Origin of the sequence: Cellulomonas hominis (assembly GCF_901521055.1) — a bacterium.
In the GTDB taxonomy this organism is placed as follows: domain Bacteria; phylum Actinomycetota; class Actinomycetes; order Actinomycetales; family Cellulomonadaceae; genus Cellulomonas; species Cellulomonas endometrii.
Genome location: NZ_CABEGA010000051.1, coordinates 64879 through 77104, shown reverse-complemented (window position 1 = coordinate 77104; position 12226 = coordinate 64879). Strand labels below are relative to the sequence as shown.

At 72.0% G+C, this 12226-nt stretch carries 13 protein-coding genes; 5 read left to right on the top strand and 8 right to left on the bottom strand.

The genetic code is table 11. The features are described from left to right. Positions 1-23 precede the first annotated feature (23 nt). Positions 24-842, bottom strand: a complete 819-nt coding sequence (locus KJP73_RS13810) for an oxidoreductase (protein WP_213283438.1) — start codon at positions 840-842, stop codon at positions 24-26. A gap of 25 nt (positions 843-867) precedes the next feature. After that, the gene (locus tag KJP73_RS13805; protein WP_213283437.1) at positions 868-1701 is read right to left on the bottom strand and encodes an oxidoreductase; all 834 of its coding nucleotides are present in this window, start codon (positions 1699-1701) and stop codon (positions 868-870) included. Positions 1702-1867: 166 nt separating this feature from the next. Between KJP73_RS13805 and KJP73_RS13800 the strand changes: the two genes are divergently transcribed. Next, positions 1868-2749, top strand: a complete 882-nt coding sequence (locus KJP73_RS13800; RefSeq protein WP_213283436.1) for an aldo/keto reductase — start codon at positions 1868-1870, stop codon at positions 2747-2749. Between the two features lie 20 nt (positions 2750-2769). Further along, positions 2770-3492, top strand: a complete 723-nt coding sequence (locus KJP73_RS13795; protein WP_213283435.1) for a LytR/AlgR family response regulator transcription factor — start codon at positions 2770-2772, stop codon at positions 3490-3492. Positions 3493-3636: 144 nt separating this feature from the next. Here KJP73_RS13795 and KJP73_RS13790 read toward each other — a convergent pair whose 3' ends face one another. From KJP73_RS13790 to KJP73_RS13775, 4 genes are all read right to left on the bottom strand, one after another. After that, positions 3637-4194, bottom strand: a complete 558-nt coding sequence (locus KJP73_RS13790) for a glycoside hydrolase family 3 C-terminal domain-containing protein (protein WP_213283434.1) — start codon at positions 4192-4194, stop codon at positions 3637-3639. Then, positions 4133-6028 (bottom strand): glycoside hydrolase family 3 protein, encoded by a 1896-nt coding sequence (locus tag KJP73_RS13785; protein ID WP_213283433.1) that lies wholly within the window; start codon positions 6026-6028, stop codon positions 4133-4135. The genes KJP73_RS13790 and KJP73_RS13785 overlap by 62 nt, the downstream gene beginning before the upstream one ends. Before the next feature lie 169 nt (positions 6029-6197). Next, positions 6198-6446 (bottom strand): hypothetical protein, encoded by a 249-nt coding sequence (locus KJP73_RS13780; protein ID WP_213283432.1) that lies wholly within the window; start codon positions 6444-6446, stop codon positions 6198-6200. Further along, positions 6443-8620 carry an Ig-like domain-containing protein gene (locus tag KJP73_RS13775; RefSeq protein WP_213283431.1) on the bottom strand — a complete coding sequence of 726 codons (2178 nt, stop codon included), beginning with the start codon at positions 8618-8620 and terminating at the stop codon, positions 6443-6445. The genes KJP73_RS13780 and KJP73_RS13775 overlap by 4 nt, the downstream gene beginning before the upstream one ends. Positions 8621-9381: 761 nt before the next feature. Here KJP73_RS13775 and KJP73_RS13770 point away from each other — a divergent pair. Then, positions 9382-9621, top strand: a complete 240-nt coding sequence (locus KJP73_RS13770) for a hypothetical protein (RefSeq protein WP_213283430.1) — start codon at positions 9382-9384, stop codon at positions 9619-9621. Further along, positions 9618-10166: a hypothetical protein gene (locus tag KJP73_RS13765; protein WP_213283429.1), complete on the top strand. Its 549-nt coding sequence runs from the start codon at positions 9618-9620 to the stop codon at positions 10164-10166. Before KJP73_RS13770 ends, KJP73_RS13765 begins: the two co-directional genes overlap by 4 nt. Positions 10167-10455: 289 nt before the next feature. On the opposite strand, the gene KJP73_RS13760 is transcribed toward KJP73_RS13765, so the two are convergent. Together KJP73_RS13760 and KJP73_RS13755 are read right to left on the bottom strand one after the other, a co-directional pair. Next, positions 10456-10596, bottom strand: coding sequence for a hypothetical protein (locus tag KJP73_RS13760; protein WP_213283428.1), 141 nt, complete (start codon positions 10594-10596; stop codon positions 10456-10458). A gap of 68 nt (positions 10597-10664) precedes the next feature. After that, complete coding sequence (locus KJP73_RS13755; protein WP_213283427.1) at positions 10665-11093, bottom strand: MarR family winged helix-turn-helix transcriptional regulator; 429 nt, start codon at positions 11091-11093, stop codon at positions 10665-10667. 91 nt (positions 11094-11184) lie between these two features. Between KJP73_RS13755 and KJP73_RS13750 the strand changes: the two genes are divergently transcribed. After that, complete coding sequence (locus tag KJP73_RS13750) at positions 11185-12225, top strand: AvrD family protein (RefSeq protein ID WP_213283426.1); 1041 nt, start codon at positions 11185-11187, stop codon at positions 12223-12225. Position 12226: the final 1 nt, after the last annotated feature.

Here is a 12226-nt window from a genome sequence, read left to right as displayed (position 1 = left end):
AGAACCGCACGGTCGGCGGGCGGTCAGTCGGCGTCCGTGCTCAGGGTCAGCTCCTCGAACCGGTCGACGTCCTCGGCCTCCGCCAGCGCCCGCGCCCGGAAGCCCTCGAGCGCGTCGCTGCCCAGCAGCAGCAGCTGCGGCGGCTGCGGGGACTGCACCGCCTCGAGGATCGCGTGGGCGGCCTTCAGCGGTTCCCCGCGCTGGGGTGACAGCCCGCCACCCCCGTCGCGGCCGAGCACGGCGTCGTAGGCGTCGATCACGACGTGGGAGCGCTGTGCCGAGCGGCCTCGGAAGTCGGTCCGGAACGACCCGGGCTCGACGACGACCACGCGGATGCCGAACGGCTCGACCTCGCGCCGCAGCGACCCGGACAGGCCCTCGAGAGCGGCCTTCGCGGCCGAGTAGTACCCGCCCCCGGGGATCGTGGTGCGGGCGCCGACCGAGGAGACGTTGACGATCGTCCCGGCGCCGGCGGCACGCATCGACGGCAGGACGGCGCGGATCAGTGCGGCGGGCCCGAAGACGTTCGTCGCGAACAGCCGGTCGACCGCCTCGGGCTCGCCCTCCTCGACGGCCGCGACGTAGCCGTACCCGGCGTTGTTCACGAGCACGTCCATGCCACCGAACGTCTCGTGCGCCTGCCGGACCGCCCGCTGGACGGACTCTTCGTCGGTCACGTCCAGCCGGACGGCGACCGCGGTCCGCGGGTACCGGTCGACGAGCTCGTGCACGTGGGCGGTGTCACGGGCGGTGACGACGACGCGGTGCCCCGCGGCGAGGACCGCCTCCGCGAGGGCTCGACCGAGCCCGCTCGAGGTGCCGGTGATCAGCCACGTCGACATGCTGCGTGCTCCTTCTGGTGCGGGTTCAGTCGGTCGGGAAGTCGGTGGCGGCGCTGGTGTCCTGCCAGGCGTCGATCTCCGCGAGACGCCCGGTGAGCTCCTCGCGCACGACGGCCAGGGCGTCGCTGCCCAGCAGCAGCCGGAACGGTGGGTCACCGGCGGCGACGACGTCGACCACCGTCTCCGCCGCCCGCGCCGGGTCGCCCGGCTGCGTGCCGTGGGTGCGGTCGTTCTCCTTGCGGCGCAGGCCGGCGGTGCCGGCGTAGTCGTCGATCACCCTGCGCGACTGCAGCAAGGAGCCGCCGGAGAACTCGGTGCGGAGCGCGCCCGGCTCCAGGACGAGGACGTGGATGCCGAGGGGTCGGACCTCCCGCGCGAGCGCGTCGGAGACGGACTCCAGCGCGGACTTGGTCGCCGAGTAGTAGCCGGAGGCCGGGTTGGACCGCGGCGCACCGATGGACGAGACGTTGACGATGGTCCCCGAGCGGCGCTCGCGCATCTGCGGCAGGACCGCCTTGACCAGGTCGACCGGTCCGAAGAAGTTGGTCGCGAAGAGCTCGGCGACCTCGTCGTCCTCGGCCTCCTCGACGGCGGCCCGGAACCCGTGACCGGCGTTGTTGACCACGACGTCGATCGCGCCGAACCGCTCGGTCGCGGCAGCGACCGCGGACACGACCTGCGCGTGGTCGCCGACCTCCAGGGGCAGGGCGAGGGCGGTGTCCGGGAACTGCGCGACGACGTCGGCGACGCGCTGCGGGTCGCGGGCGGTGACGACGGCGTTCCAGCCGCGACGCAGGACGGCGAGGGCGAGCTCGCGGCCGAGGCCGGTCGAGCAGCCCGTGATGAACCAGGTAGGCATGGGTGGCTCCTCTCGCCGGCCATCGTCGCCCGTGACTGCGACGGGAGGCAGGGGCTGCTGTTACCCCGCTCGCGGAGTCGCCGGGCGCGCTGCACCCGGCCGCGGCCTTCAAGGGGGTACTGACGACCTCTCCCTCGCATCGGTGTCGGCTCGTAGCGTGGACGGCATGACGCAGACACTGACGCTCAACAACGGAATCGAGATCCCCGTGATCGGGTTCGGGGTGTTCCAGACGCCGCCGGAGGAGACCGTCTCTGCGGTGTCCGAGGCGCTGCGCGTGGGCTACCGGCACATCGACACCGCCGCGGCCTACGGCAACGAGCGCGAGGTCGGGCAGGCGATCGCCACCTCCGGCGTCGACCGCTCCGAGGTGTTCATCGAGACCAAGATCTGGATCAGCGACTACGGCTACGACGCCACGCTGCACGCGTTCGACAAGAGCGCCGGCAAGCTCGGCGTCGAGCAGATCGACCTGCTGATCCTGCACCAGGCCCTGCCGTCCGACTTCGAGCTGACCATCGGCGCCTACAAGGCCCTGGAGACGTTGCTCGCCGACGGCAAGGTCCGCGCGATCGGCGTCTCGAACTTCATGCCCGAGCACCTGAGCAGCCTGCTCGAGCGCACCGACGTCGTCCCGGCCGTGAACCAGGTCGAGGTCCACCCGTACTTCACGCAGCCCGATGTCCAGGCCGCGGACGCCGCCCACGGCATCCTCACCCAGGCGTGGTCGCCGATCGGCGGCATCACGGCCTACCGCGGCGGCGACAGCAAGCGGACGTTCGACGACCCGGTGATCCTGGGCATCGCCGAGCAGTACGGCAAGTCCGCCGCGCAGGTCATGCTGCGCTGGCACCTGCAGCAGGGCCGCTCCGCCATCCCGAAGTCCGTGAAGCCGGCGCGGATCGCGGAGAACCTCGACGTCTTCGACTTCGAGCTGACCGGCGAGCAGCTGGCGGCGATCGACGCGCTCGACACCGGCGTCCGCGGCGGGCCGGAGCCGGCCGACGTCCGGCTGGACAACTTCGGCCGCGAGATCCCCGAGGCCTGAGGGCCGGCGCTGGTCCGCGCGTGAGCGAGCTCCGGGTCGCGGTCGTCGAGGACGACCCAGACGACCGGCAGCGTCTGGTCGAGCTGCTGGACCGCTTCCAGGCCGAGAACGGTGTGCGGTTCGAGATCCACCACTTCTCCGACGGACGGGACATCGTCCGCCGCTACCGCGCCGCCTACGACGTGATCCTCCTCGACGTGCAGATGCAGCACCTGGACGGGCTGGAGACCGCGCGCCGCATCCGCAACCTGGACCCTCGGGTGGTGATCGTGTTCGTCACCCACCTGGTGTCGTCCGCCCCGCGCGGCTACGAGGTGGACGCCATGGACTTCCTCGTCAAGCCGGTCTCGTACTTCTCGCTGGCGCGGAGCCTGACCCGGAGCGCGGGCCGGCTCCGGCGTCACAGCGGCGCGGCGGTGCTGCTGCCGACGTCGAGCGGCACGGCCCGCGTGCCGGTCGCGGACATCGTGTACGCGGCCAGCTCCTCGAGGCACCGCATCGACGTGCACACGGTCGACGGGTCCTACGGGTTCTCGGGGACGCTCCGTGCCCTCGAGGACGATCTCGTCCCGCAGGCCGGCTTCTTCCGCTCGAACAGCTGCTTCCTCGTGAACCTGCGGCACGTCGCCGAGGTGCGCCAGGCCAGCTGCGTCATGACCACCGGCGCCGAGCTCGTCATCAGCCGGTCCCGGCGGCGCGCGTTCCTCGAGGCGCTCACGGACGACGTCGCCCACTCCGGCTGAACCGGGGTGGTCGCGACCGCGCCGGTTGCGCGGGGACGACGACGGGTGCCCTCCCCGCCCGCAGGCGGAGAGTGCACCCGTCGTGTCCGTCCCGGTGATCGCCGCGGTGGCGGCGCAGTGACCTGGGCGGGACCGGGCGAGCACTCAGCCGGTGATCGGCCCGTCGTGATCGAGTCCGAAGCCGAACTCGTAGGTGTTGCCAGCCGAGTCCACGTACGGCTCGGTGTCCTCCGGCACGTCCTCGAGCTGCGCCTCCACCGCGTCCATCGACTCCGGGAAGCCGATCGGCAGGCGACCCCGGGGCTCCGACAGTCCGAGGGCCGTCTCGATGAGCGCCTGGTCGCTCGTCCCGAACCCGACGACGATCGCGTCCGACTCCGCCTCGAACTCGGTCGGGACCGTCGGGTTGTTGGCCTTGAGGACCGTGATCACCGGGACGTCCCGGCCCGACGCCTCGACCGCTGCCACGGCGCGCTCGAACGCGTCCAGGTCCGCTTCGTTCGAGATGCGCGAGGTGCTGCCGGCGTACGAGCGGTTCTCGCGGCTGCCGTCCGGGAGGACGTCGCCGCCGATCGAGGTCTGGCGGACGTCCGGGCCGTCCGCGGTGTACGGGCGGTACTGCAGCGAGAGGGGGTACCACTCACCGGTCTCGCCGTCCTGCCCTGCACCCGACGACAGGCTGCCGTTGGTCGGGCTGTCCATGCCGACGAGCACCAGGTCCACGTCGGAGAGGTCCGGGGGCGGTGTAACCCGTGACCCTGCCGTCCGCGTCCTCGACGGCCTCGTCCGTCACGACCTCCGCGAAGTACTGCTCGGCGACCTCCACCGTCAGGCCGGGGCCCTCCGTGTACTCGGCGGGCGTCCGCGTCGTGGCGAAGCCCGTGTCGAACGAGCGCGGGATGTACACGGTCTTGTCCGCCCAGTCGTCCGCCTCGGCGGCGGCGATCGTGCCGGCGTCGTTCTTGAGCATCACGACCGAGTCCAGTTGGGCCTGGTAGCCCGCCTCGAGCTTGTCGGAGGAGGCGACGACCGCCTGCGACTGCTCGAGGTCGAGGTACGGGTTCTCGTACAGGCCGGGCTGGAAGATCAGGGTGAGCACACGCGCCCCCGTCTCCCGGAACCGGGTGTCGGCGTCGACCTCGTTCTCGCCGGCCTCGAAGTCCGCCTGCCACATGGCGTGAGCGGCGAGCACCGGCGCCACGTCGTTGTTGCCGCCGAACATGTCGACGCCCGTCCTGAGGATGGCGTAGTGCCGCTCGTCGACGGTCAGGTCCTCGCCGCCCCAGGACGTGGTGATGGTGCCCGGGTCGAAGTCGCGGGTGACGCCCCAGTCGGTGACCACGACACCCTGGTAGCCGTTGTCCTCCCGCAGCAGGGCCATCCGCCCCGGGTCGTACGCGGTGCCGGCCCGGTTGCCGAGAAGCGGCTCGCCGGCACCGTCGACCGCGATGGAGTACGACGTCATGATCGCGGCGGAGTCGAGCGCCGCGATGAACGGCTGCGTGTGCAGGTCGAAGGCACCGCCGGGATACACCCCGTACTTGCCCGAGCTCTTGTGCGACTCCCGGCCGCCCTCGCCGGGGCCGTCGCCCGCCCAGTGCTTGATCATCGCGTTGACCGACTCGTCGCCCCAGCCCTCGGTACCCGGCGACGTCTGGAACCCGTCGACGTAGGCGGCCGCGAGCCGGCTGCTCAGCTCGACGTTCTCGCCGAACGTGCCCTCGACCCGCAACCAGCGCGGCTCGGAGGCCAGGTCGATCTGCGGGCTCAGAGCGGTCGCGATGCCGAGTGCCCGGTACTCCGCCGACGTCATCGACGCGAACGCGTCCATCGTCTCGGTGTCGAACGTCGCCGCCAGCCCGAGATTGGACGGCCAGCGTGAGATGTCCGCCCCCTCGGCGTTGTACGCCGCCGAGCTCGAGGCTGTGGTGCGCGGGTCTGTGCTGAAGTTGACCGGGACGTACGGCTCGTCGTCGGTCGAGAGCGACTCGACGTACGCCTGCATCTCGTTCGCCCACCGCACGTTCACGTCGACCTCGTTCGGGCCCGCGTTCAGCACGTTCCGGAGCCGCGACTGCGACAGGTACTCCTCCTGCCCGTCCGTGAGACCGTCGGCGGGCGAGCGCTCGTGGGAGCTGAACAGCATGAGGCCGGCGATCTGCTCGATCGACAGGTCCTCCGCCAGGTCGGCGGCGCGGTCCTCGGCGGTCTCCCGCCAGTCCTCCCACGTGTCCAGCTCGCCGTCGGCGTTCATGTCCTTGAACGCGTACTCCTGGCCGTCGATCTCCTCGGACAGGAGCTCCACCCCGCTGTCCTTCCCGTAGGACAGGACCGGTCCGTCGCCCGGGTTCGTCACGACGACGAAGTCCGTCTCGCCGTCCGACACCTCCCGCGACGTGAACGAGTCGTTCGCCGCGTCCTCGTCCGACGAGGAGGGGGAGCATGCCGTGATCGCGAACAGGGCGAGGCCCGCCGCTGCCGCTGCGCTCCTGACGTACCTGCTGCTGCGCCGTCGTGCCGTGGTGGTTGTCCTCATCGACCTTCCCTTGTCATCGAGCGGCTCTGCTCGTGCGCCACCGGCCGCACCGGAACGCTATGGGCGGTGCCGACCCGCCGGCGGGTGGCTCTCTCGGACGGTCGGCCGGGGCGCCTGAACGGTCGTGATGGCGACGACGCCGCTGACGTCGTCGCGCACGGGCCCGGAGTCAACGGTCCCTGGTGCGCCGCTCGCCGGCGTCGTCCCCGGGCGCTCTGCCCACGCTGGCGCGGATCCCCGCGACGGTGATCACGACGCCCGGCACGAGGACGCAGAGCATCGCCCAGCGCGGCGCATGGGTCGCGTTCAGCATCATCGCGACGCCGATGAGGACGACGCCGAGCGGTAGCCACGTCCGGTGCCTGTTCGCCGGGCCGTGATCGTCGCGCGCGCCGGCGCCGGGGTTCTCCTCGTTCACGGCAGACGCCCGTCGGTCCGGGTCCGACGCGCGCGCAGCACCAGGGCGACGCCGCCGCCCGTGAGCACCGCCCCGAGCAGCCACAGCGCACCGAGACCGGCGACGCCGGTCGCAGCGAGCGGGCCGATGCGCAGGGCGGGACGGTCCGTGTCGGCGTCGCTCGACGTCTGGTCGACCCCCGCACCCGGTCCCTGCCCCTCCGGCCCTGGGGTCGGTTCGGGGACCGCCGGGGGCAGCACGTCGATCGTGGACGCTCCCGTGGACGCGAGGTGGTTCACGTCGCCGGCGTACCGGGCTTCGAGCGCGAGGGCGGGCGCGGTGACCGACTCGGCGGGCACTTCGGCCCGGAAGCCGCCGTCCGCGCCGATCTGCGCCGCGGCGACGACCTGCCCGCCGGACACGAGGTCGATCGAGCCGGTCGGCACGGTGCCGTGCTCGGCGGTCACCGCGCCGGTGACCGAGACGGGCTGTCCCGCCTCGGCGTCGGCGGCCGCACCCAGGATGGTGACGGTCGCCGCCGGGGAGACCCGGAGCGTTCCGTGACCGGTGGCGAGCTCGACCCCGTCGACCGCGGAGAGGACCGTGACCGTGACGGCGTGCTCACCGGCGGGGAACGCGGAGGGGGCGAGCCCGACGGAGACGGTGCCGGCGGTCACGGACGCGCCGGGGACCTCGACGCCGCCGACGGTGACGACGGCTGCCGCGGCGGACGCGCCGGTGACGGCGGCCGTCACGGTCGCGGGCCGGCCGTACTCGACGCCGACGTCCGGGACGGTGACCGAGGTGGTCTCGCCGCTGACGCCCTCGAACACGTAGACCTTGCCGCTGACCGCGGTGCTGGCGGGGAACCCGGCGATCGCGGCGCGGTCGCCGGAGACCGCCAGGCCGTGCCCGAGCGCGCTGCTGCCGAACCGGGCGCCGGGCCCCATGTCGGACCCGCGCAGGGTCTGCGCCGGCTCGACGACCTGGCGCAGCAGTCCGGCGTCGTCGGGGACGGCGGGGTCCACGGCGCTCGGGTCCAGGGCGTAGACCTGGCCGAGTCGCCCGTCGGCGGAGTGGTAGCCGGAGGCCAGCAGGACGTCCCCGGTGACGGCGACGGAGTGGCCGAAGGCCCAGGTGTGCGGAGGGGGCACGATCTTGCCGCCGACCTGCCCCGGCGCGCTGGGGTCGCTCACGTCGTAGACGTAGACGGCGCCCTGCGTGGTGGTGCCCTCGTCGACCGAGGTGGCGTTGTACCCACCGGTGGGGTCGGCGGCGTCGTCGGCGGTGTAGTTCACCTCGAGCGGGGAGCCGACGTAGAGCCGGTCGTCGACGATCGCGAGGCTGTACCCGAACGCGGGCCCGCCGCCGGTGCCCGGGGGGATCGACTTCATCTCCTCACCGACGGGCTGGCTGGTGAGCGACGGGCTCGACTCGAGGTTCGCGGCCTCCCACACGTACACGCCGCCGACGCGGAACGTGCTGCCGTAGAAGTCCAGGGTGCGGCGCACCTGCGGCGCGCCGACCGCGATCACGCCGCCCGCGACGGCCACGTCCTGCCCCGCGATGGCGTCGCCGATCACCTGATCCGCGCCGGGCACCAGGGTGGACCCTGCGCCGGTGCTGAGGTCGAAGGAGTACGCGACGCCGGCGTTCGCGCGGTCGTCGACGGTGCTGTTCGGGGCGCCGACCACGAGGGTGTCGCCGTCGAGCGCGACGCTCTCCCCGAATCCCCGCACCGTGCCGACCCGCGGGTGCGCCGGTGCGGTCAGGACCCTCTCGACCTGCCAGTCGCCCGGCTCCGCCTGCGTGTAGACGACGACCTGCTGCGTGGTGAGCGCGCCGACCACGACCCGGCCGGTCGCCTCGTCGGCGGCGACGGAGGCGCCGAAACCGCGGGCATCCGCCGGAACCGGAAGATCAGTGACGCCCCAGCCGGCCTGACCCCCGCTGTCCGTCCAGCTGGCCACCTGGACGAGGCCGGTGCCGGCGGCGGACGTGGACTGGTAGCGGCCCGTGTAGACGGCGAGGTCACCGTCGAGGTCGACGTCGTAGCCGGTCGCTCGCGGGTCGGGGACCGTGAAGATGTGGTCCTCCTCCAGCTCGTGGGAGGCGGCTGCGGCCGGTGGGGCGAGCAGCACGCCGCCGATCGCTGCGAGGCAGGCGGCTGCGGTGGACGTGAGGGCACGTGACATGGGGACATCCAGCGACGCCACGCCGGTCCGCTCGACGGGCGCCAGCGGCTCGTCGGACGAGAGACGCGGCGGACACCGACCACTGTGGACGCGCACCTCCCACCGAAATCCCTGCGTAGGTGGTGCCCCGCGCTCGGACTGAGTGGTACGTGTCGGTGGCTGGTTCCGGGTGGTGTCCGACCGCGTAGGTGGCCATGCAGCGTCGCACGAGGGGTGCGTCGCCTGGAACCCTGAAGAACGTCGGAGGTCGACCCCCACCGCCTGTGACCGGGGGCGGTGCAGCCGCGCCGAACGAGTCCACGAGGAGGCGCCTGCCCATGTCTGACGGGGATGTCATCGAGCGACCGAAGCCGGGTGGGCGAGAGCTGCGGGTGCGGCAAGCGACCGCCGCGGCGCGTGCTCACCTGCGCATCGCTCTGGCCGCCCAGAACGGAGACGGACCACAGGACGTGCGGGAGGGGCACACCCGTACGGAGGCGTTGAACGCCGCGCTGAACCTCCTGTCGGCGATCGGGCAGCCGGTCCGTGCACCGCGCGGGCCGCACCGTTTCACCGCCCCCGTCCCTGCCGTCGGCCCGGCGAGGACCGCAGTCGAGCTGTCCGAGGTGAAGCTGACCGCCCGCGAGGCCGCGAACGTACGGATCGCGCTCGGAGCTCGACAAGTGGAGCTGGGCCGCTCTGAGGAGCCGGGAGCAGAGCTGGACATCGCAGCGATGGACCGCGTGGAGTCCAAGGTCAGGGCTGCAGGCTCGCGGAGGCCGGTGACCGTGACACCGCTGCCCGTCCGACGCCAGGACTCGTCGCCGAACCGCGACGCGGTCGGGCTGATCGACCTGCTCGGCACCGTCGCCGCCGGCACGCCAGACGGCCCCGACCCCGACGCCGTGCCGTGGGGCGACGTCGCCCACCAGCTCGCCTCGATCGAGGACGTCGAGGTCCTGCGCCGGCTGCTCGCGCACGTGACTGCCCGCGTCGCTGCCGCCGACGGGGACGCCTCATGAGCGGGCCCCTCGACCGGGCGCTCCTCAGGCTGGTGGAACAGCCGTGGACGGAGGATCGGATGCTGCGGATGCTGCGCCAGCGCTACACCGCTCTGCGACCCGGCACCGCCACGGACCGTTACGTGCGCGCCGCACACGTGCCGACCTCGTCGACGTACCGCAGGGACGTCGACCGGATCGCGGACTACCTCGTCCTGGACACCTACGGGCGGGCCGAGCTGCACGGGTTCGACGTCAGGGTGTCCCACGCAGACGTGCTCGCCGAGCTGCGTGAGCCCGCGAAGGCTCAGATGTGGTCGCAGTACTGCGACCGGTGGTGGCTCGTCGTCCCGGACGCAGCGATGGTCGTCGACGGCCTCCCAGGCGGGTGGGGACTTCTCACCGTCGACCCCCGCGGCAAACCGGCGGCCCCACGACTGCGAGCAGTTCGCGCTGCGCCACGACAGACCCGGCGGGCCATGCCTCGCGCCGTGCTGGGGCAGTGGGCGCGATGCGTCGCCAAGACGGCACGGCTCGAGGTCCACCTCGACGGAACCCCGTGGTGACGGAACGTATCTCGCCGGCCCCGCTCGCCGACGACATCCGCGCAGCGCGGGCATGACTGCACCGGACAGGACCGTGATCCTGTTCAGGTGGACGCCAACGCGCGTCTGAGCCGGACCACCTCGGCGTGGAGATGGTTGACCGGTGTGACGTGCCGCGCGGCGATCAAGGCTGCGGCCCGCGGCGTCTGCGCCGACGCTTCACCGCGACCACCAGTGCCGCTCCAAGGCCGGCCTCGAACGGTGGTGGTGTGCAGAACCGGCATCAGGGAGGGGTCCGACCCGCGTTCGGTCAGGGCATCCGGCCAACCTTGAAAGCGCTCTCGGACGACGCCTTCCGGTGCGGTGTCGGGGCCAAGGCACGCATGGTCGCGATGCCCGAGGTCTGCCAGGTGCGCACCGGCGAGGTGGCCTCCCAGTCGATCGTCGACACCCATGCTCGCTGGTCTCGGACTGACACCCGCCGCCTGCGCGCGGGCCGTTCCCACCGCGCGTCGCCGGTCACCTGCCGCTGCTCGCCCGCCGGAGCAGGACCTCGAGCTGCTCGCGCTCGGCGTCGCTCATCGCACCGAGTGACGTGCGGGCCTCGAAACGGTCGATCATCGCCGTCCGGACCGCCCGGCCTTCGTCCGTCAGGTGCAGGACCTTCGAGCGCCGGTCGGTCGGGTGTGGTCGCCGCTCGACCAGGCCGCGGGTCTCCAGCTTGTCGACGACGAACGTGACGTTCGAGGGCTCGCAGCAGAGAGCTCCTGCGAGCTGCTTCTGGGTCATCGGCGCACCTAGGTCGCGGATGACGTTCGCCTGGGTGGTCGTGAGGTTGAGGTCCGTGACTGCTTCGCGGACCTCCTCGGCAAGCTCGCGCGAGAGCGCGAACACCAGCTCGCGGATGGTCCTCGTGCGGTCGCTGCGCTCCTCGCTCCGTTCACCCATTGGACCAGTGTAGACCGGGCGCCCTGTGAAACCTCTTTGTCTAGTACGGTTCAAGCAAGGCGCCCAACTCGAATAGTTGCGGGAGGTCTCCATGGGGGCATGGGTAGATGGTCAGACGATCGACGCGCATCTGGGTCCGGCGTCGACGAGGTTCTTCGGTGAGGGCTTCCAGAAGGTCCGTCACCGCCTGAGCGCGACTGAGGTCGTGGTGACGCCCGACGGACGACTGCAGGTCTCGTCCCGAGGCGCTCTGATGTACCCGCAGGACTGGTCGGTGAAGGCGACCAGCTCGCTGGCCCCGCACCTGTCGACGATCGATGCGTTCGTGATGGCGGTGGAGGCGTCCGAGCTCCTGCTCATGCGTCTGTATGCCCTCAGCCCGCTCGGTCGGTCGCAGGCGTGGGTCCGGTCTGCCGACTTCCGTGCGGGCGCCGCGCCACAAGAGGACCTGGGTGACTTCCCGGTGTCTGCGACGGTCGCGTCGACCCAGCCCAACAACGGCCCGCTGGCGCTGGGCTTCGTGTCCGACCTGGACTGCCGTATCGGGTCGGTGAAGGTGCGCCTGCGCATCGAGCATGACGTGCTCGGCGTCCGGCACGAGGCCGGTGTCATCGGCGACGCAGACGACGTGCTGGGAGAGAACGCAGGCCGCTTCTACGGCGCCGGCTACACCGCCCGGAGCCACCTCATCGACGACGTCCGCCGCGACGACGCATCCACCGTCAGCGCGCGCGTCCGCATCGACGGCTGGGACGGCGACGGGAGCATGCGCGACGACCTCGGGGGCGCCTACCGGCCGGCGGTGTCGATGCTCGATGCGATGACCGCGCATCCGCAGATCGCTCAGGCACTGCTGTATGACCTCGACGGCTTCGATCGCAGCGAGTCCAACACGCTGTGGATGCGTAAGGCCGCCGTGGCCGCGTCGACCCCGCACCGGGCCATCGACGCGCCGTTCACCATGGTCGCCACCATCGCGCGCACCCGGCTCACGCCGATCGGGGACGCCACGTTCCGCACCTCCGACTTCGTCGGATCCTTCCAGGGCCTCGCCTGCTCCTACTCGCTCGCTCACCAGCTCCCGGCGCGAGTCGCCGACGAGCTCTCCCTCACCGCGTCTCAGAAGGGCTGAC